The organism is Paraplanobispora siamensis, from assembly GCF_016863175.1.
GTDB classification, from domain to species: Bacteria; Actinomycetota; Actinomycetes; order Streptosporangiales; family Streptosporangiaceae; genus Planobispora; species Planobispora siamensis.
Window position 1 is genome coordinate 27533 of sequence record NZ_BOOJ01000032.1, and the last position, 19984, is coordinate 47516.

A 19984-nucleotide genomic window follows, 5' to 3' on the forward strand; every position below is an offset into this window, starting at 1 on the left:
GGTTCGGGCTTTTCGGCAGACGCCCGTCGACGAAATGTGAGCGCCATTGCACGGAGTGTAGTGACGTCGTCGCTCCGACGACAACATTTCCCGCCCCTGCCTCCTGCGACGGGTCCGGCGCGCCGGTGCCCGCGCCGGATCGGAGGACTAGATTGGTGCCGTGACAAAGGAGTCCTCTGATCTTTACCCCGTCGCCCGCCTGGCCGCAGCCCAGGAGGCGACCGCCGCGGCCGGCCTCGACGCCCTGCTGCTGACCCCCGGCCCCGACCTGCGCTACGTGACCGGATACGAGGCGCTGCCGCTGGAGCGGCTGACCTGTCTCGTGCTGCCCGCCCGTGGTGAGGCCTTCCTGATGGTGCCGCGGCTGGAGCTGGCCGCGGCCGAGCACTCCCCGGCCTCGCGGCTCGGCATCGAGTTCGTGGCCTGGGAGGAGACGGACGACCCCTACGCGGCGGTCGCCGCCCGGCTGGGCGCGGTGAGCAGGGTCGGGCTGGCCGACCGGATGTGGGCGATGCAGTCGCTGCGCTTCCGTGACGCGCTGCCCGGGGCCGAGCAGGTGCTCGCCGGGACCGTCCTGCGCGGGCTGCGCATGCGCAAGAGCCCGGCCGAGGTCGCCGCGCTGCGTGAGGCGGGCGCCGCGATCGACGCCGTCCACGCGCAGGTGCCCGGCTTCCTGAAGGCGGGCCGGACCGAGCGCGAGGTCGGCAGGGACATCGCCGAGGCCATCCTCGCCGCGGGGCACGCGACCGTCGACTTCGTCATCGTCGGCTCCGGCCCCAACGGCGCCAGCCCGCACCACGAGCTGTCCGACCGGGTCATCCAGGCCGGCGAGCCGATCGTGGTCGACATCGGCGGCCAGATGCCCAGCGGCTACTGCTCCGACTCCACGCGGGTCTACTCGATCGGTGAGCCCCCGGCGGGTTTCACGAAGTACTACGAGGTGCTCCGGCGCGCCCAGGAGGCGGCCTGCGCCGCCGTACGGCCCGGAGTGCCGTGCGAGGAGATCGACGCCGCCGCCCGCGAGGTGATCGCCGCCGAGGGCTACGGCGACTACTTCATCCACCGCACCGGTCACGGCATCGGCCTGGAGACCCACGAGGAGCCCTACATCGTGGCGGGCAACACCGAGCCGATGGCCCCCGGCTTCGCCTTCTCCGTCGAGCCCGGCATCTACATGCCCGGCGCGCACGGCGCCCGCATCGAGGACATCCTCGTCTGCACCGAGGACGGCGGCGAGCGGGTCAACCACCGCCCGCGCGATCTCGTCGTCGTGTAGGCCCTGGCAGGCCCCGGCGCCCGCACCGGCCCCCGCGCGGATCGGGGAGCGGGCGCCGGATGCCACAATCGGGGTGGCCGGCGATCCCGGCCGCCCCGTTGCCCCTGTTCCACGCCCATGACCTGGAGTGTGCGGAGATGTCCGTCGAGCGTGTCCTTCCCACCCCCGAGGCCCACGACCTGCTGGACCTGGTCCGTGACCTGATCGGCAAGGAGGTCGCGCCCCGGGCCGCGGCAGACGAGTCCGCCGGGCGCTTCCCCCGCGAGGTGTTCACCACTCTCGGCGCGGCGGGCCTGCTGGGCCTGCCGTACCCCGAGGAGCACGGCGGGGCCGCGCAGCCGTACGAGGTCTACCTCCAGGTGATCGAGGAGCTGGCGGCGGGCTGGCTGGCGGTCGGGCTGGGACTGTCGGTGCACACCCTGTCGTGCTTCCCGGTCGCCGCCTACGGCACCGACGCCCAGCGCGAGGAGCTGCTCCCGGCGATGCTCGGCGGCGAGCTGCTGGGCGCCTACTGCCTGTCGGAGCCCCACTCCGGCTCCGACGCCGCGGCCCTGACGACCAGGGCCGTCCGCGACGCCGACGGCTACGCCGTGGACGGGGTGAAGGCCTGGATCACCCACGGCGGCGCCGCCGACTTCTACACCCTCATGGCCCGCACCTCCCCCGACGGGGCGCGCGGCATCTCCTGTTTCCACGTGCCCGCCACGACGCCGGGACTGTCGTTCGGCGAGCCCGAGCGCAAGATGGGCATGAAGTCCTCGCCGACCGCCCAGGTCCGCTTCGACGGGGTACGGCTGGCGCCCGAGGCGCTGGTGGGCGCCGAGGGTGAGGGCTTCCGCATCGCGATGGCCGCCTTGGACGGCGGCAGGCTCGGCATCGCCGCCTGCGCCGTCGGCGTGGCGCAGGCCGCGTTCGAGGCGGCCTCCTCCTACGCCAGGGAGCGCAGCCAGTTCGGCTCGCGCATCGTCGACTTCCAGGGCGTGTCCTTCATGCTGGCCGACATGGCCACCCAGATCACCGCGGCCCGGGCCCTCTACCTGGAGGCCGCCCGCGCCCGCGACGCGGGCCGGCCGTACGGCACGCAGGCGGCGATGGCCAAGCTGTTCGCCACCGACGTGTGCATGAAGGTCACCACCGACGCCGTTCAGGTGCTCGGCGGCTACGGTTACGTGGAGGACTTCCCGGTCGAGCGCTACATGCGTGAGGCCAAGGTCCTGCAGATCGTCGAGGGCACCAACCAGGTCCAGCGCCTGGTCATCGGCCGCGCCATCGCCAAGAGCGACCGCTGACGTCCCGGTCCCGGCCTGCGCGGTGAGCCCGGCCCGGGTCGCCGACGGACAGGCCGGGGCATTTCAGGAGCGTCCGGTTACCCTGGTGGTGAGGTGTGACCGACATGTCCGTGACGCTCGTCTTCAACCACCGTCCGCGCATCGATCCCGCCCTGGAGGCCGAGACGGTCTGCTGGGTGTGCGGTGTGGCGGTCGACCCGGCGGACCGGTCCCTGCACCGGGGCGAGATCGCGCCCGCGCCGCCGGACCCGGACGATCTGCCCCTCCTGGAGGACGTCACCCGGATCGTCCGCGCCGAGCTGGCCGAGACCTCGATCTCGCTGACCGACGACCAGCTCGACCTGCTGGCCCGCCGCGCCGCCCGGGCCCTGTACCACCGCGGCGCCATCCGCGCACGCAACCGCTGGCACTCCACCTGACGGAGATCTCCGGCACGGACCGCAAGATCGTCGGAGACGATCATTAGTGTCCCGGCCATGTCTGACAAGGTCTGCTCCCCGCATCGGCAGGCGGCGCCGTGACCCTGTGGCCCCGCCTGCTCGACCGGATCGGCCCGTGAGGAGGATTGGTACAGGAATTAGCGGTGGCGGACTGAGCCCGGTGTCGGTTCGGTGACGAGCCCGGTCAGGTCGGCTGGTCGGGCAGGAGGCCGGCCAGCGCGGGGATCTTCGAGGTGGTGGCCGGGTCCTCAAACAGCAGCACCCCGTCGGCCGGGCGGAACCCCTCGGCGAAGCCTCCGGTCCGCACGAGGAGGCGGGCCTCGGTGAGGATGTGGCGCTGGCACAGCAGGGACTGGGCCGCGGTGGACACCCGCGAGTAGACGATCCGCACCGAAGGCTCCCCGGGGAAAGGGCGATGAGCTCTTCTCCCCATCGGGAAATCCGGTCGTCAATCCGAGCTTGAAAGCGACCGCTCGGGGTGTGCTTTCATCTCTGGTGTCCGGTTTTCTGGGCGGTGCGGGGCGGGTTCGGCGAGACGTCGGGAAACCTTCTGATTCCGACATCCAGAGAAGGCGCCAAGCGCGATCAAGCCCTCTTCGGGGCTATCGACACGTTTGTAACGGAGGGCTGTCTTATGGTGGGCGCGCAAGGCCTGCATGGGTGGTTCTACGCACGACTTTGGGAGCCAAGTTCAGCCGGTTCTGGTGCCAGGTGCAGGTCCGATAAAGAGTTTGATCGCGAACGGCTTCCGGTATCACGCGCCGCCCTCGCCGGCGAGCACGGACAAGGCCGTCAGGCTCGCCGCCCGTTCAGGTCATTCGTTCTCGACTCCGCCTCCGGGCGCTTCACATGGACATGCCGCGCTGCCCTCGGCGCAAGCAGCAGCCCACGCTGATGGTCCGCTTCTCCTACAAGATCGAGGAGGTGTGCCCGGGAATGCATCCCACAGTCCTTCGTCGATGTCGGGCTTGTGATGTATGGTCTGCATCGAGAGTTCATTGCATGATGAATTAGCTGGAACGAGTCGGAGTGCGGGAGCCCTCAAGGAGGACTTCGTGGATTCGGTACGCCAGCTCGCCATCGGCGCTCCGGCTCGCCGATACCGCGCGCACGTCGGCGCGGTGCTCGTATTGATCGCCTGGTGGGGATTCGGCAACCTATACGAGGCCATCGTGGTGGTGCCGTGGCTGTGGCGCCTGCCGCCCGGGTCGCTCCCCGGCGAATTCCAGCCAGGCAGTCCCGTGTTCTATTTCGTGCCGACGGGCGTCGCTCTGCTCGCGCTCGCCTGGACGCTGGTCATTCGCGTCTACCGGGATCCGTACCGCCCTGGACGTGCCGTGCTGGGCGCCAGTGCTCTCATCACGATCGCGGCCGCCGGTACCGGGATCCTGGTCAGCGCTGTCAATCCGACGTTCCGCGATCCTGCGGCGAGCGTGTCCGATGTGCACACCGCGATCGTGATGTGGGAGGCAGGCAATGCGGTGCGTCTCGCCCTCGCGGCTGCCGCGGCCGTCAGCCTGCTCCGTTGGCAGGCGTCCGCACCGGTTCCAGGACGATAGGCCGAGGCCCCCTCGCCAACGATGAGACGGTACCAAGCCCCACTGAACAAAAAATCAGCGTCAACGACGTGGTACCGCTGGTCGTGCGTACCTGGTACCGGAACCCGTTCGTAGAACCATGCATGGGAGGCGCACTCTGATGAACGGGCTTCGCCGTACTGGACGGGGTGCCTGGATGAACCCTCCAGGCCGGTGGCGCGTCCCTCTGATGGGAGGAGATCGCGTTTGACCGTCATCGCGTTGCTCGCGTCGTTGAGCGCCTGCGGCCAGTCTGGTGCCGGCCCGGTGTCCACTGTGGCCGGGACCGAGACGATCGTGTTGCCGCGGGCCGATCAGCCCAAAGCGCATCGGCCCACCCTGGAGCGGCTCAAGCGGGAGGCGGCGTCCTCGGGCCGGTCCCTGGAGGAGGTCGTCAAGCGGTACGCGGCCCGGGTGGCTGCTACCGCGTCACCCGAGCCGACGGACTTCGAGGGGTACGACCCTGCGGTGACCGACCCGGACGTGGCGATCGACGGCATTCCCTACGCCGAGCTGGCCGGCCTCGGGGCCATCGCCGAATCGGAGGGCATCTCCTACGAGGAGGCCATCGACCGCTTCGGCTCACAGTCGTCCAACAGCCGGGTGATCGACAAACTTAACAAGGAGTTCCCTGACGAGATCTCCGGCGTCAGATACGTCGACGACGACCAGCAGGGGCTGCGCGTCGGCTTCAAGGGGCCCATCCCGACTCGCGCGATCGAGCTGGCCAGGACCCTCCCCATGGAGGTCACCCTGATCGGCGGCAAGGGATTCTCGGCCTCGGAGCTCCAGCGGGCCCAGGACACGGTCGTCTCCCGGCTCCGATCCCGTCCTGAGGTGGCCACGATGATGGCGCACTCAGATGAGGAGACCGGCCAAGTCAAGGTCACAGTTCAGCCGAAGGCGATGCCGGACGATGCCGAGAAGTTCAAGCGCGGGCTTCAGCTCCCGCAGCTGGACAATCCGCACATCACCGTCGAGGTCACGCTCTCCGCCGATGCGGTCGCCGTTCGGCCGCAGTGAGCGCCACCGAAGCCTCCGACGAGCGCACGGCCCGAACCCAAGGTTGATCCTTCGCTCTGCTACCTGGCGGCTGGGGAGACATGTTCGGCTGCTGCTCAAGCCCCTTCCACGTCGTAGATGGCGGCGATGTCTGGTGACATTCCGTGACGTCGGTCAGATGTCCCTGACGCGATCGACGCACTCTCGTGCCGATGTGCGAGGGCTGCCGGTGCTAGGAGCTGTTCGAGGTTCGGATCATGTGGTTGAGGTGAGGAGCCTCAGCCACATGACCGAGCCTCGGAGATAGAGCCCGGCCTCGTAGCTTTCCGGGGCCTTGTCGTAGCGGGTCGCCAGACCCCGCCAGGTCTTGATCTTCTGGAAGCAGCGTTCAACGGTGTTGCGCTCCTTGTAGAGATCGCTGTCGTAGCCGACGGGCCGGCCGCCCCGGCTGCCCTTCTTCCTGCGGTTGGCGGCCTGGTCCTTCTTCTCCGGGATGACCGCCTTGACGTGACGTTTCCTCAGGTAGGCGCGGTTGGCGCGGGAGGAGTACGCCTTATCCGCGGCGACCGCGTCCGGCCGGGTGCGGGGCCGGCCGACCGGACCGGGAACGCGGATTGTGTCCATGACGGCGATGAACTGCGGGCAGTCGGCGGCCTGGCCGGGCGTGAGCACGAACACCAGCGGCAGCCCTCGGGCCTCGACCGCGGCATGGACCTTGCTGCTCAGCCCGCCTCGGGATCGGCCGAGCCCGGCAGCCGTGGCCCGGGCCCTGCGGCGTCGCCGCGTGGCGGCGCGATCGTGGTCCGACGACGCGTCCGGACCGTTCCTGCCGTCCGTGCTGGGTACGGTCGGTGGCGCATCACCCGCAGCACCGGCGGCTGCTGCTCCAGCGCAGCCCCCTTTTCCTCGGTCAGCGCCTGCTCCAGCGCATCCAGCGTCTCGCCGGCCACGGCCAGCCCGGCCGACTCCTGATGGGCCCGCACGATCGTGGAATCCACGCTGACCAGCTCCAGCCCGACCTGCCCGCGCGATGCCGCCTCGGCAATCAACGCGTCCATCAACCCTTGGAACACCCCGGCCTTGGCCCAGCCGTTGAACCGGGAATACAGCGTGGACCAGGGCCCATAGCGTTCGGGGACATCACGCCAGCCGGACCCGGTGCGAAAACGCCACAAGATCCCGTTGAACTGATCCCGCACCCGCCGCGGCAGCGGCCCGGTAGCCGCCACCGGTAGATGCGGCTCGATCAACGCCCACTCGGCATCCGTCACATCAAAGCGCGCCACGTCCGAGTTCTACCAGCCGCCACCGGTCCGCCACCGGGCCACACCTAGATCCGAACCTCGAACAGTTCCTAGGCCGGGTCGAGGTACATCGGTGCCGGCTCTCCGTAGTGCACCCGTCGAACAGCACCGGGCAGGGCTTTGCTCAGAGCCTGGGACGCGTCGACGGAACATCCGACGGTGAACTCGATCTCCTCGTCGACCTCGCAGGCCAGGCACCAGGCTTGATCTTCGGGCCATACGAGGTGGGGGTCTTGATAGCCCAGTGCAGAGCCGTACCAGGCGAGGGCGGGCGCGTCGCTCAGTACGTCGACAGGGCCGGTGAACAGCAGCATCTCCCGATGAGGAATGTCCACCCGCGGCGCTTCGGGAGCCGGCGGGTGCCCGCCCCACCCCTCCCAGATCGCCGCGTATCCGCTGGAAGGCGTGGCCGTGCATGTCGCGAGAGCCGCCAGTGCCACGCGAACGGCGCGATCTTCTCCCTGCGGGTCGACATCCTGCACCCCATGGGCAAAGGCGATACGCACATACGCATCGAAGCCTGGTGGGCCGTAGCGGACAAGATCCCACCAATCGACATCAGTGCGGAGCAGCCATCGAGCCGCGTCGGCATTCGGAGCGGGTCGCACCTCGGTCATGTCCTCAGTTTGTCGCAACCGCAGACGGTAACCGAGACGGGGCTTGTCACGGCGCGGTGGCCGGGTCGTCGACCACACCCGCGCCGCCACAAAGCGACGCAGTCCGTCCTCTCCTTCGGCGAAGTCTCGGTAGCGCAGCAACTCGCGGATCTCCCACGCGTGTTCGTACACCCTCTGCTGACGCTGTCCGTACTCGGCGAACTCCTCCGGAGCCACACCGAGCTGCTCAGCGACGAAAGGCATGACCCCGGAACGTACGACCCCTCATCCGGGCAAACCCGCTTCGTCACCGAACCGAAACGAAGATCAGCCAACTACCGCTAATTCCTGCACTCATCCTCCTCGCGGGCCTTCAAGCGAGGATGAGCACGCTCACCAGGTTGTTGCCGAAGGGCGATCCGTTGGACAGGATCCACACGCGCTTGTTGCCGAGCAGGGCCGCCTTGGCCAGTTCGAAGGCCCACTGCGGCCAGGTCGAGGAGTAACCGGTGTTGGCGTTCTCGTCGTTGAACTGGACGGAGTGGTTCCCGCTGGAGTTCTGGCCGGCGAAGGCGATCCGGCCGGTGAACGAGCTGATGCTCGCCTGGGTGACCACCTCCATGAGCTGCTGCGGCAGGCCGGGCCGGGAGACGTCCTGGATGACCAGCTCCGCCGATGCCTGTTCGAACTTGAGCGCCACGTCGGACTGCTGGCTCTGTTCCGGCATGTCGATCTCCTGACAGGTAGGAGTGGATATGTCTGACATCGATGCTGTAGCCATGTCCTGCCGGAGGGCTTCGGGGACCGGCCCGGGGAATTCCCCAGTCTCGGCCGGGATCGGGGACTCTTCCGACGCGGGGAAAGTCCTTCCTGGGAAAGTCCTGGGAGAGGCGGAGCGGACCTTCCGCGGCGGGGGACGAGCGGAGAAGGTGATCGTATGAGAACACGAGCCGTCATCACCGTGTTATCCACGCTGCTTCTCGTTCTTCTGGGCGTGCCCGCGACCGCGCAGGCCGACGGCGCGGCTCCGTTCCCCGAGGTCTTCCCGCTGCCCGACGGGTTCCAACCGGAGGGGATCGCCACCGGTCCCGGGCCGGCGGCCTACTTCGGGTCGCGCGCCACCGGCGACATCTACCGCGCCGACCTGCGGACCGGCAAGGGGAAGATCATCAGCAAGGGGCCGGGCACGCCGTCGCTCGGGCTCAAGACCGACAAGAGGGGGCGGCTGTTCGTCTCCGGCGGCACCGCCGGGAACGCGCGGGTGGTCGACATCCGCACCGGCGAGGTGATCAGGTCCTACACCCTGGCCACCGGCGCGTCCTTCGTCAACGACGTGGTCCTGACCGGCCGGGCGGCCTGGTTCACCGACTCGACCAACCCCGTCCTGTACCGGCTGCCCCTCGGGCGCCACGGGAGCCTGCCCGACGAGGCGGTGCGCCTGCCGCTCATCGGCGACATCGTGTACGGCACCGGCGTCAACGCCAACGGCATCGCCGAGACGCCCGACGGCAGGTCGCTGCTCATCGTGCAGTCCAACACCGGCACGCTGTTCCGCGTGAACCCCGCCACCGGCGCCACCACGCGCGTGGACCTGGGCGGGGAGACGCTGACCAACGGGGACGGGCTGCTGCTGATCGGCCGCACGCTGTACGTCGTGCAGAACCGCCTCAACACGGTGGCTGTGATCCACATCAGCCGCGACGGGTCCTCGGGCCGGGTCGTCGACCGGCTGACCGATCCGGACTTCGACGTGCCGACCACGGTGGGGGCGTTCGGCGACCGGCTCTATCTCCCCAACGCCCGGTTCACCACCCCGCCCACCCCGACGACCCCGTACACCGCGGTCTCCATCCCCAGGCGGTGAGCGGGCCGGATCCCCGGCGGTGAACGGGCCGGAAATCCCCTTCCCGTGATCGCCTTTTGCGGGGCCTGATCGGGCAATATTGGGCCATGACTGTGGACACTTGGCTCGTCGTCGGCCTGGACAACGGTGGAACCGCCAACAACGCCACCGTGATCGACTCCTCGGGGCGCTTCCTGGTCGACACCTTGGTGGAGAACCCGAGTTTCGTGCGGCAGGGGCCGGAGGTCGCGATCCCGGCGCTCGAGCAGGCGTTCGACAACGTGCTCGAACACGTCGGGGCGACCAGGGCCCAGGTCCGGGCCGTGGGGCTGGACACCCCCGGCCCGGCCAGCGCGAACGGGGTCATCTCCTCCAAGGGGGGCACCAACTTCGGTCACCCGGGCTGGCGCGGGTTCGACTTCCGCGGAGCGCTGGAGGCCCGCCTGGGGATCCCGGTCGTCTACAACAACGACGGCAACGCCGCGGCGCTGTACGCCCACCACCTGCACTTCGGGATCGCGGCCGCCGAGCGCTCCTCGATCTCGGCGATCGTGGGCACCGGGCTGGGCGGCGGGGTCATCGAGTCCGGACTGGTCGTCAGGGGGGCCGCCGGCATGGCCGGGGAGCTCGGCCACGTCCACATCCCGCTGCACGGGCTCCTGGAGGACGGCCAGCCCCTGCCCCGGTGCAACTGCGGCTTCGTCGGCGACGCCGAGAGCGTGGCGTCCCTGACGGGGATCGAGCTCAACCTGCTGCCGTTCTGGCTGAGCCGTTTCCCCGGTCACGAGCTCGCCGCGGTCGAGCCCGTCGGCAAGGCCGCCAAGCTGCTGCGGGGATACGCCGAGAACGGCGACGAGCTGGCGCTGAAGGTCTTCGAGCAGCAGGCGATGGCGCTGGGCCGGCTGTTCACGATCGCCGCCAACTTCACCGATCCCGACGCCTACTTCGTCGGGGGCGGCGTAGTGGAGGCCGCGCCGCACTTCCGCGAGTGGTTCCTGGACAAGGTCCGCGAGAACACCGTCCTGCGCGCCGAGCAGCGCGAGGCGACGACCATCTCCCTGGTCCGCGACCTGGACATGGCCGGAGCCCGGGGCGCGGCCCTGGCCGCCCTGGCCCACGCGCCCGGCCGCTGAGCGCCCGCGGGGCGGGCGGCGGATCCGGATCGTGACCATGGCCGGGTCACGGGGTGGTCGGTATCACGCTACCTTGGGCGGGTGGAGGAGATCGACCGCCGGATCGTGACGTTGCTGGCCAAGGACGGCCGGATGAGCTTCACCGACCTGGCCCGGGAGACCGGGCTGTCGGTGTCGGCGGTGCACCAGCGGGTGCGCCGGTTGGAGAGGCGCGGAGTCGTGCGGGGTTACGCGGCCCTGGTGGACTACGACGCGGTCGGGCTCCCCCTCACCGCGTTCGTCTCCATCAAGCCCATCGACCCGGCCGCCGCCGACGACGCCCCCGTACGGCTGGCCCACCTGAGCGCCATCGAGGCCTGCCACAGCGTCGCGGGCGACGAGAGCTACATCCTCAAGGTGCGCGTGTCCTCGCCCAGCGCCCTCGAGGAGCTGCTCAGCCAGATCCGCGTGGCGGCCAACGTCTCCACCCGCACCACGGTCGTCCTCAGCACGCCGTACGAACACCGGCCCCCGGACCTGATCGACGCCGAGGCCGAGCCGGAGCCGGAGAAGCACTGAGGCGCCGCGGCCTGACGGCGCTTCTCAGCCGGAGTCGGACGGCGCCTCGATCGGGAACAGGGTCGGGCTGAGCAGGTACTGCGCGCGATCGGGCGCGGGCCTTGGTGGAGGCGGAGCTTCCCCGCCTGAAACACTCGCGCGAGCTGTGGGTCCTCGAGTATGAGCTCCTGAGGGGGACGGACATCAGCCGGGCACCGGTGGGCAGAGGAGCGCCTGGGGCGACGACGGGTTGCTCATGGCCGGTCGTTCACGGGGAAGGCGAGGATGGATTCCGGTGCCGGTGGGCCGGAGCGTCACGTCCAAGGGCACGTGACCGGGTACGGCAGAGCAGCCGCCTGGACCGTCTGTGCTGGACCGTCTGCGTCGGGGCGCAGCTTGGGTGGGTGACACCCGGCTCACTGGGGACGTGCTTCACGGGTGGGCGGCACCCGGACCGTGGGGACGGCCCGGGTGGGGGTCACCTCTTCGGGCGGGCGATGAGCGACGTGATGATGACCATCAGGGCGATGATCGCTGCGACGATGACGATCGCTGTCGGCCAATCCATGACAGCCTCCTTTCGCGGAGCGGTCGTGTCACCGCTCCGGGCGCCGCGGGGCGGGCCGCTTCGGCGACTGAGGGCCGCTGACGGCCTTCTCTCCGCGGGTGCTCCCGATTCCAGCGTGGACGGGGACGTCACCGGGCGATACCGGCGAACGTCCCGCGGTGACGGGCCATAGGCCACATCCTGCGCGGCCTGGGAAACGGGTCACGGGCGGGCGCCGGGGGCGCGGCGGAGCGGGGGGAGCCCAGGCTCCGGGACAGGGCGCGGGCCGTGGCGCGCACCGCGGGGGACAGGCCGCGCGGTTCGGCTCCGCCCGCCGGGACGACGACCGACAGCGCCGCGACGACGCTGTCGTCCCCGCCGTGTACCGGTGCGGCCACGGCGACCACCGGGCCCGGCTCCGAGCGCTCGACGACCGCCAGTCCGGTCCTGCGCACCTCCGCCAGAGTCCGCCGCAGGGCGGCGGGGGAGACGGGGACGCCCTCGGGTTCGTGGACCAGCGGCCGGGCCAGGATCCGGTCCTGGAACTGCGCCTCGGCGTGCGCCAGCAGTACCAGGCCGACGCCGGTGGAGTGCAGGGGCAGCCGGCCGCCGACGCGGTAGAGCACGTTGACGGCGTCGCGGGCCGACAGCCGCTCGACGAGCAGCGCCTCGGCGCCGTCGCGCACCGCGAGCAGGACGTGCTGGTGGGTCGCCTCGTACAGGTCCTCCATGTACGGCAGCGCCACCTCGCGCAGCCCGTGGCCGCGCGGGGCGAGCGAGGCCAGCTCCCACAGGCGCAGGCCGATCACGTACCGGCCGTCGGCGCCGCGCTCCAGCGCGCCCAGCTGCAGCAGGCGCCGGGCCAGCCGCAGGGCCGTGCTCGGCGGCGTGCCGCTGGCCCGGCTCAGTTCGGCCAGGGTCATGGAGCGGCGGGTCGCGGTGAAGGCGGTGAGCAGGGCGAAGGCCCGGTCGATCACCGGTTCGCCGTGCGCCGGCCGGCGGCCCCGGGGCGCGGGGGAGGCGCCGGAAGCGTTCGTCACCTGTGCAGTGTGCCGTACGACCGCAGCGTGCCGTACGACCGCAGCGTGCCCCACGGCCGGAACGTGCCTCGCGGTGCGCCCCGGAAATGGACACCGGAAGGGACGCGGGGGCGCCCTCGGACAACGCCACCGGAACATCGCACCGCGCGTGCCGTTCAATGAAATTCCGGCTGGTGCGGACGGGGACGCCGCCCTAGTTTTTCCGGTCAGCGGGCATGACGCCCGTCACACGGAGAACCGATCCGATTGCGGGGAACGCCGATGACCGCGCAGTTCGCGCAGCCCGGCGCCGAGGGCTTGGCCCTCCCGGGTGAGCCCGTGCGGCTGATCGAGGGCGCCGACCACCTGTGGACCGGACTGGAGGACGGCGAGCCCCTCTTCCGCGAGGCGCTGGAGTTCGCCCGCCGCCTCCTGCAGCAGGTCCCGGCCGGCACGGCCTGAGACCTTCCACCGTGAACCCCCGACGAGGAGCCACCACCCCATGAAACCGGCCGTCACCGGATCCCCGCACGAGCGGCTCGACGCGCTGCTGGCCCAGGTCCTCGACTCCCTGGGAGGCGAGGACGAGCGGCTGCGCGAGCTGGTCGCGAGCATCGTCACGCACCTGCACGCCTTCGTGCGCGAGACCGGGCCCACCGAGGCCGAGTGGCTGCGCGCCGTGGACTTCCTGGTCCGCACCGGGCACGCCTGCACCGACAGGCGCAACGAGTTCATCCTGCTGTCCGACATGCTGGGCCTGACCTCGGCCGTCGACGAGGTCAACCACACCGGCCCGCCGACCATGACCCCCAGCTCGGTCGAGGGTCCCTTCCACTCGCCCGCCCCGCCCCGCGAGATGGGCGCCTGGATCGCCGAGGGATCCGAGCGTGACCGGGGTGAGGCCGCAGTCGTGCACGGCAGGGTCACCGACTGCGACGGGCGCCCGCTGCCGGGCGCCGTGCTCGACGTCTGGCAGGCCGACGACGCCGGGCTGTACGACAGTCAGGACGCCGCGCAGCCGGAGGGCAACCTGCGGGCCCTGCTGACCACGGGCGAGGACGGCTCCTACTGGTTCCGTACGGTACGGCCGAGCAGCTACCCGGTGCCCACCGACGGCCCGGTCGGTGAGCTGCTGCGCGCGCTGGGCCGCCACCCCATGCGCCCGGCCCACGTCCACATCCGGGTCGAGGCGGCCGGGCACCGGCCGCTGACCACCCACATCTTCGTCGACGGCGACCCCTACCTCGGCTCCGACGCCGCCTTCGCGGTCAAGGACGCGCTCGTCGCGCCCTTCCGGCCGTGCGAGGACCCGGCCGCGGCGGACCGCTTCGACATGAAGGGCCCCTTCCTGGAGGCCGAGTTCGACATCCGGCTGGTCGCGGAGGACCTGCGGCCGGTCGCGGAAGGAGACACGCGTTGAGGCTCATCGGCATGGTCACCGGCGGGGACCGCGGCAGGCGGCAGGTCACCGTCGGCGTCGTGACGGACGGCGCCGTCACACCCCTGGCGGAGGTCACCGACTTCTACGCCGACCTGCCGCACTGGCTGGAGGAGGCGCGCGCGGCGGGAAGGGGCGCGGTGCCGCTGGCGGAGGTGGAACTCGCGCCGCCCGTGCCCCCCTCGGCCCGGGTGCTGTGCATCGGGCTCAACTACCGGGCGCACGCCGCCGAGGGAGGGTTCCGGCCGCCGGAGCACCCGACCGTGTTCGGCCGGTGGACCGCCTCGCTGTCGGTGACCGGCACGCCGGTGCCGGTGCCCGCCAACGAGCCGGGACTGGACTGGGAGGGCGAGGTCGCCGCGATCGTCGGCGCCCGGCTGGCCGACGCCGGCGAGAGCGAGGCCGAGGCCGGCGTCCTGGGCTACGCCGTCTTCAACGACCTCACCGCCCGCACCGCCCAGAAGCTCACCACGCAGTGGACGCTGGGCAAGAACGCCGACCTCAGCGGGCCGATCGGCCCCATCGTCACCGCCGACGAGGCAGGGAGCCTCGCCGACGGCCTGCGCCTGGTCACCCGGGTCAACGGCGAGGTCATGCAGGACGGCGACACCCGGGACATGATCTTCACCGTGCCGGAGCTGCTGTCGCGGATCAGCGCCACGATGACGCTCCACCCCGGCGACGTCATCGCCACCGGCACCCCCGAGGGCGTCGGCTACGTCCGCACGCCGCCGAGGCTGCTGACGCCCGGCGACGTGGTGGAGGTCGAGGTCGAACGGCTCGGCCTGCTGCGCACCCCCGTCACCGACGCCTCCGCGCGGAGCGGCGCATGACCCGGCCCGCGACGCAGGTGACGATCGCCGGCGGCGGCCCCGCCGGCCTCGCGGCGGCGGTCGAGCTCGGGCGGCGCGGGATCCGCACCTGCCTGGTCGAGCCGCGCATCACCCTCGACGACGACCGCCCGCGCGCCAAGACCACCAGCATCCGCACGATGGAGCACCTGCGCCGCTGGGGCGTGGCCGACCGGCTGCGCGCCGCCGCGCCGCTGCCGGTCTCCTGGTCGCAGGACGTCGCCTTCTGCACCGCCCTGCTCGGTACCGAGCTCACCCGCTTCCGCAACGCCTTCGGGCTGTACGCGGACCGCGACGAGCGCTGGGCCGAGCCCGGCCAGCAGGTGCCGCAGCCGGTCGTCGAGCGGGTGCTGCGCAAGGTCGTCTCCGAGCTGTCCTGCGTCATGTTCCTGACCGGGCACACGGTCACCGCGATCGAGCAGGACGAGCGCTCCGTGCGCGCCACGGTCGCCGACGGCGACGGCTCCGCCCGCGTGATCGAGGCGGAGTACCTGCTGGGATGCGACGGCGCGGGCGGCGTCAGCCGTACGGCCGTCGGGGCCGCCTACACCGGCTCCTCCGGCGAGCGCCCCAACCTCAGCGTCGTCTTCCGGGCGCCCGGCCTGGGGGAGATGGTGCCCCTGGACCCGGCCGTGCAGTACTGGGTGATCAGTCCGGAGGTGTCCGGCCTGATGGGCCGGATGGACCTGGACGACCGGTGGTGGGCGATCATCCAGCGGGTCGACGTGCGCACCTCCGCACCGGACCCGCAGGAGCTGGTGCGCTCCCTCATCGGGCCGGAGTACGGCGGGCCCGTGCACGTCCTGGGCACCGACCCTTGGGTCGCCCGGATGCTGCTGGTGGACCGCTATCGTTCGGGCCGGGTGTTCCTGGTCGGCGACGCCGCCCACCTCAACCCCCCGTGGGGCGGGCACGGCTTCAACACCTGCGTCGGCGACGCGGTGAACATCGGCTGGAAGCTCGCCGCCGTGCTCCAGGGCTGGGGCGGCGCCGCGCTGCTGGACAGCTACGAGGCCGAGCGCCGCCCGGTCGCCGCGCAGACCATCGCCGACAGCTCCGCCCAGGAGAAGCTGCTCGCCCCCTCCTTCGCCGGGCGCCCGCTCACGGGCACGGGCGCCGAGGCGGAGCGCCTGCGCGCGGAGACGGGCGCCGCGCTGCGGGTCAAGGCCGGGGAGTTCTACAGCGAGGGGCTCGTCCTCGGCTATCACTACGCCGGCTCCCCGGCGGTCGTCGACGACGGCTCGCCCGTGCCGTCCCACACCCCGCAGGTCTACCACGGCTCGGCCAGGCCCGGCGCCCGCCTGCCGCACGCCTGGCTCCGCGACGGCCGTTCCCTGTTCGACGTCCTCGGACCGGGCCTCACCCTGCTGCGCCTGTCCGCCGACGCCGACCCCGCCGTGCTGGAGGGCCCGGCCCGGGCGCGCGGCGTGCCGTTCACGGTGGCCGACCTGACGGGTGAGGACCTGCTCGACCGGTACGGCGCGCCGCTGCTGCTGGTCCGTCCCGACCAGCACGTCGCCTGGCGCGGGACCGGCGACGCCGACGGCGTACGGATCCTCGGCACCGTTCTGGGCACCGGCCCGTAGGCGGCGGCCCGCCCGCCCGCGTGAGGCTCGCGGCGGGCCGCCGTACGGGAAGGACCTCGGCACGGGGCGGCCGGTCACGCACCCGCGACCGGCCGCCCCGCGCCGGGCCGTCTCACAGGTCGGTGGCGATGATCTTCTCGATGTTCCGCTCGGCCAGCGCCGTGATGGTGACGAACGGGTTGACGGTGGTGTTGCCGGGGATCAGCGCGCCGTCGATGACGTACAGGCCCGGATAGGCCGTCAGGCGGCCGTAGTTGTCGGTGGCCTTGTTCAGCACCGCGCCGCCGAGCGGGTGGTAGGTGAGGTGGTCGCCCCAGATCTTGTAGGTGCCGAACAGGTCGGTCCGGTAGATCGTCCCCTCCTTGGAGTTGATCTTGTCGAAGATCGTCTTGGCCATGGTGATGGACGGCTGCTTCCAGGCGGCCTGCCAGTTCAGGTCCACCCTGCTCGCCGCGGCGTTCCAGGAGAACTGGGCGCGGTTGGGGTTGTTGGTGATCGACAGATAGAACGAGGCGTAGGTCTCGATCCCGGTGGGCAGCGGCGCCACCTCGGCGAACGCGCCGCCGGCCGCCCAGTTGTCGATGCCGCAGCAGGGGATGGACGACTGGAGCGCGCCGGTCGGGTCCCACAGGTGGTTGGCGCGACCGCACATGACGTTGCCGTTGTCGCCCCAGCCCCTGCCGACCTCGCCGTTCAGGTTGGGCAGCGCGCCGGTGGCCTTCAGCCTGACGAGCAGCTTGCTGGTGCCGACGCTGCCTGCGGCGAAGAAGACCCGGTCCGCGGTCACGGTCTTGACGGTCGTGACGGCGCCGGTGGTGTTGAGCTGCTCGACGGTGACCGTGTAACGGCCGCCGGAGGCCGGGGCGACGGAGGTGACCCTGTGCAGGGGGGAGACGGAGACCCTGCCGGTGCTCCTGGCCCGTGCGAGATAGGTCTGCTGCAGGGACTTCTTGCCGTGGTTGTTGCCGTAGAGGATCTCCCCGGCCAGCGCCGACTTCGTGACGGTCCCGGCCGCCTCCTGCTCCATGTAGTCCCAGTCGTAGACGTCGGGCACGAAGACGAAGGGGAAGTTGGAGCGCTGGGCGTGCTTGCGGCCGACCCGGGCGTACTGGTAGCAGGCGGTGGAGTCGAACCAGGCCGGGTCGACGGTGCCGACCCCGAGCTCGGCGTTGGCGCGCGGGTAGTAGACGTTGTACATCTCGTCGGGATTCACCGACGGCAGGACGGCGCCGAAGTTCTCGCGCCGGGGCGTGACGGCCATGCCGCCGTTGACCAGCGAGCCGCCGCCGACGCCGCGGCCCTGGTAGACCGTGATGCCGCCGAACTCCTCGGCGTCCAGGATCCCGGTGTAGCGGGGGATGTCGCGGTCGATCGGGAAGCCGAGGAAGTAGTTGAGCGGCGCCTTGGTCCTGGTGCGCAGCCAGTAGGACCGATAGTCCGGCTCACGCGTGTTGCAGAAGATCTTGCCGTCGGAGCCGGGGGTGTCCCAGGCCATGCCCATCTCGACCATGTGCACGTCGACGCCCGCCTGGGCCAGGCGCAGGGCGGCGACGGCGCCGCCGTACCCGGTGCCGATGACCAGGGCGGCGACGTGGGCTCCGGAGGGGATCGGGGCGACCGGGGCGGTCTGGGCCCAGGCCGCGGGAGTACGGCCGGCCAGGGCGGCGGCTCCCAGCAGGGAGCCGGTCCCGGCGATGAAGCCGCGGCGCGAGATCGTTCGGGGGACGGGGGATCCGGTGGTGTCACCCATGTGACGGTCCTCACTCTCGACGAAATGAGAAATGGTCGTGCTCGGGGTTTCTCGCGCCTTGAGATATGGGGTCGTGCTCGTCTACACGGGTTCGTCTGCCGGGAGGGATGTCTGCCGGGAGGGTTGTCTATGGGAGGGTCGTCCAGGAGAAGAGCCGTCTACGGGGAGGTTCGTCGCGTCAGGGCGTGGGCGTCCGCTTTCCCGCGGGAGAGGAGCCGCCGGTCAGCACACACACGGTGTCCAGGCCCAGCACGTGGTTGAGCCGGCCGAAGGCCAGCCAGGAGCCGATGCTCATGCTCAGCTCCACGATCTCGGTCTGGCTGTAGTGCCCGGTCATCCGGTTCCAGAACTCGTCGTCGAGGCCGTGGTGGTCCAGGGCGTAGCGCTCGGCGTACTCGGCGGCCAGCCGGGTGCGGTCGTCGAAGGCGCCGGTGGTGCGCCAGTCGGTCACCGCCTCGGCGAAGTCGTCCTCGACCTTCTGCCCGTCGCGCTCGGTGCGCCAGTCCAGGCAGAAGGCGCACCCGTTGATCTGCGCGATCCGCAGCCGGGCGGCCTCGAACTCGCGCAGGCCCAGGGTCGTGTGGGCGTACACCGCCAGCGAGAAGTTCGAGGCGGCCACCCCGATGCCGGGGACCATCTCGCCCCACACGTACCCGATGGGGTCCTTGCCCTCGGGGATGTCGATCCTCACGGCCGCCTCCTCGCGAGCCTGCCGGGCCGCAGCGGGACGTCGAGCGCGTCGTAGATCCCGGGTTTGGCCTCCACGAGCCAGTCGACGGCGTTGACCAGCCGGCTGACGGCGGTCGCGTTCCCGCCGGCGGAGCGGTTGCCGCTCTCGTCGACGGCCTCGACCGTGACCTCGATGTGCGGACGGCCCTCGATGATCACCCGGTGCGCCCCGTCGCCGTCGGGCGGCGTCGGCCAGTCCGGCGCGCAGGAGGGGTGGATGCGGGTGACGTGCTCGATGACGATGCGGGGCTCGCCCCCGACGATCCCCTGCACCTCGAACCGGATCGCGCCCTGGGTTCCGGCCTCGAACTCGCCCATCGTCGCGGTGCCCACCGTGGACTCGAGCGGGCGCCGTTCCACGGTCTCGCGGATCTCGTCGAGCTCGACGTCCAGGGCCCGGGCCATCAGCCGTACCTGCCCGCCCCACACCATGGTCGGGACCGTCGGGGCGATCATCGGCGGCTCGTAGTCCATCGGCTGGCCCATGCCCACCAGGTAGCGGACCGCGTCGGGCTGGTCGTAGGTGGTGTAGTCGAAGATCTCCTGGCAGCGGATCACGTCCACGTCGGCGGCCAGCCCGCTGATCAGCAGCGGCAGCACGTCGTTGCCCCAGCCGGGGTCGACGCCGGAGACGAACAACGATCCGCCGCCCTCCGCGACGGCGGCCAGCACCGGCTCGCGCATCTCCGGCGGGGCGTTGCGCTGGTCGTAGAGCGCGTACAGCGAGGGGGTGACGACCACGGCCCCGGCCCGGACCGCACTGACGACGTCGGCCAGGGCCTCGTCCGGGCGGATGTCGCCGGAGGCGGCGTACACCACGGCGCGGGGGCCGGCGGCCAGCGCCGCGCCGGCGTCATCGGTCGCCTCGACTCCCAGGACGCGGCCGAGGCCGGCCAGTTCGCCGGCGTCACGACCGGCCTTGGCGGGATCGTGGACGATCACCGCGGTGAGCTCAAGCGCCGGATGGGCCTCGACGGCGCGGATGGCCGCGCGGCCGATGTTCCCGGTACCCCAGACGATCGTGGGTATCATGACCGGAGCGTAGCAAGCGCTTGGTTCAGTGCATA

At 71.2% G+C, this 19984-nt stretch carries 19 protein-coding genes and 1 pseudogene; 12 read left to right on the forward strand and 8 right to left on the reverse strand.

The genetic code is table 11. The features are described 5' to 3' along the window. The first annotated feature begins 160 nt into the window (after nt 1–160). From Psi01_RS19090 to Psi01_RS19100, 3 genes are all read left to right on the forward strand, one after another. The gene (locus Psi01_RS19090) at nt 161–1276 is read left to right on the forward strand and encodes a M24 family metallopeptidase (RefSeq protein ID WP_204065395.1); all 1116 of its coding nucleotides are present in this window, start codon (nt 161–163) and stop codon (nt 1274–1276) included. 137 nt (nt 1277–1413) lie between these two features. After that, the gene (locus tag Psi01_RS19095; protein ID WP_204065396.1) at nt 1414–2565 is read left to right on the forward strand and encodes an acyl-CoA dehydrogenase family protein; all 1152 of its coding nucleotides are present in this window, start codon (nt 1414–1416) and stop codon (nt 2563–2565) included. Between the two features lie 95 nt (nt 2566–2660). Continuing rightward, nucleotides 2661–2984, forward strand: coding sequence for a hypothetical protein (locus tag Psi01_RS19100; RefSeq protein WP_204065397.1), 324 nt, complete (start codon nt 2661–2663; stop codon nt 2982–2984). Nucleotides 2985–3189: 205 nt separating this feature from the next. Here the strand turns inward: Psi01_RS19100 and Psi01_RS19105 are convergent, their stop codons facing one another. After that, nucleotides 3190–3396, reverse strand: coding sequence for a hypothetical protein (locus tag Psi01_RS19105; protein ID WP_204065398.1), 207 nt, complete (start codon nt 3394–3396; stop codon nt 3190–3192). 664 nt (nt 3397–4060) lie between these two features. Here Psi01_RS19105 and Psi01_RS19110 point away from each other — a divergent pair. Next, on the forward strand, nt 4061–4564 hold the full coding sequence (locus Psi01_RS19110) for a hypothetical protein (protein ID WP_204065399.1): 504 nt from the start codon (nt 4061–4063) through the stop codon (nt 4562–4564). Between the two features lie 225 nt (nt 4565–4789). Next, nucleotides 4790–5605 (forward strand): hypothetical protein, encoded by an 816-nt coding sequence (locus Psi01_RS19115; RefSeq protein WP_204065400.1) that lies wholly within the window; start codon nt 4790–4792, stop codon nt 5603–5605. Between the two features lie 234 nt (nt 5606–5839). On the opposite strand, the pseudogene Psi01_RS19120 reads toward Psi01_RS19115, so the two are convergent. From Psi01_RS19120 to Psi01_RS19130, 3 genes and pseudogenes are all read right to left on the reverse strand, one after another. Continuing rightward, nucleotides 5840–6870: pseudogene (locus Psi01_RS19120) on the reverse strand (IS5 family transposase). Between the two features lie 68 nt (nt 6871–6938). Next, the gene (locus Psi01_RS19125) at nt 6939–7748 is read right to left on the reverse strand and encodes a DUF4158 domain-containing protein (RefSeq protein ID WP_204065401.1); all 810 of its coding nucleotides are present in this window, start codon (nt 7746–7748) and stop codon (nt 6939–6941) included. 109 nt (nt 7749–7857) lie between these two features. Continuing rightward, nucleotides 7858–8211, reverse strand: coding sequence for a hypothetical protein (locus Psi01_RS19130; protein WP_204065402.1), 354 nt, complete (start codon nt 8209–8211; stop codon nt 7858–7860). 210 nt (nt 8212–8421) lie between these two features. On the opposite strand from Psi01_RS19130, the gene Psi01_RS19135 reads away from it, so the two are divergent. From Psi01_RS19135 to Psi01_RS19145, 3 genes are all read left to right on the forward strand, one after another. Then, nucleotides 8422–9348 carry an SMP-30/gluconolactonase/LRE family protein gene (locus Psi01_RS19135; protein ID WP_204065403.1) on the forward strand — a complete coding sequence of 309 codons (927 nt, stop codon included), beginning with the start codon at nt 8422–8424 and terminating at the stop codon, nt 9346–9348. 86 nt (nt 9349–9434) lie between these two features. After that, the gene (locus Psi01_RS19140) at nt 9435–10460 is read left to right on the forward strand and encodes an ROK family protein (RefSeq protein ID WP_204065404.1); all 1026 of its coding nucleotides are present in this window, start codon (nt 9435–9437) and stop codon (nt 10458–10460) included. A gap of 81 nt (nt 10461–10541) precedes the next feature. After that, the gene (locus Psi01_RS19145) at nt 10542–11018 is read left to right on the forward strand and encodes an Lrp/AsnC family transcriptional regulator (RefSeq protein ID WP_204065405.1); all 477 of its coding nucleotides are present in this window, start codon (nt 10542–10544) and stop codon (nt 11016–11018) included. Between the two features lie 675 nt (nt 11019–11693). Here the strand turns inward: Psi01_RS19145 and Psi01_RS19150 are convergent. Beyond that, a complete protein-coding gene (locus Psi01_RS19150) occupies nt 11694–12584 on the reverse strand; it encodes an IclR family transcriptional regulator (protein ID WP_239127836.1) in 891 nt (296 codons plus the stop codon). Nucleotides 12585–12845: 261 nt separating this feature from the next. Between Psi01_RS19150 and Psi01_RS19155 the strand changes: the two genes are divergently transcribed. From Psi01_RS19155 to Psi01_RS19170, 4 genes are read left to right on the forward strand one after another with little or no spacing between them, the layout of a single operon-like run. Further along, complete coding sequence (locus Psi01_RS19155; RefSeq protein ID WP_204065407.1) at nt 12846–13025, forward strand: hypothetical protein; 180 nt, start codon at nt 12846–12848, stop codon at nt 13023–13025. Between the two features lie 40 nt (nt 13026–13065). Continuing rightward, complete coding sequence (locus Psi01_RS19160; RefSeq protein WP_204065408.1) at nt 13066–13983, forward strand: dioxygenase family protein; 918 nt, start codon at nt 13066–13068, stop codon at nt 13981–13983. Beyond that, a complete protein-coding gene (locus Psi01_RS19165) occupies nt 13980–14834 on the forward strand; it encodes a fumarylacetoacetate hydrolase family protein (RefSeq protein WP_239127837.1) in 855 nt (284 codons plus the stop codon). The genes Psi01_RS19160 and Psi01_RS19165 overlap by 4 nt, the downstream gene beginning before the upstream one ends. Further along, a complete protein-coding gene (locus Psi01_RS19170; protein ID WP_204065409.1) occupies nt 14831–16438 on the forward strand; it encodes an FAD-dependent monooxygenase in 1608 nt (535 codons plus the stop codon). The genes Psi01_RS19165 and Psi01_RS19170 overlap by 4 nt, the downstream gene beginning before the upstream one ends. Before the next feature lie 112 nt (nt 16439–16550). On the opposite strand, the gene Psi01_RS19175 is transcribed toward Psi01_RS19170, so the two are convergent. From Psi01_RS19175 to Psi01_RS19185, 3 genes are all read right to left on the reverse strand, one after another. Beyond that, nucleotides 16551–18188, reverse strand: a complete 1638-nt coding sequence (locus tag Psi01_RS19175; protein WP_204065410.1) for a GMC oxidoreductase — start codon at nt 18186–18188, stop codon at nt 16551–16553. 178 nt (nt 18189–18366) lie between these two features. Beyond that, entirely contained in the window at nt 18367–18879 is a 513-nt protein-coding gene (locus Psi01_RS19180) for a carboxymuconolactone decarboxylase family protein (RefSeq protein ID WP_204065411.1), read from the reverse strand. Beyond that, nucleotides 18876–19949: an NAD(P)H-dependent amine dehydrogenase family protein gene (locus Psi01_RS19185; RefSeq protein WP_204065412.1), complete on the reverse strand. Its 1074-nt coding sequence runs from the start codon at nt 19947–19949 to the stop codon at nt 18876–18878. Before Psi01_RS19185 ends, Psi01_RS19180 begins: the two co-directional genes overlap by 4 nt. Between the last annotated feature and the right edge of the window lie 35 nt (nt 19950–19984).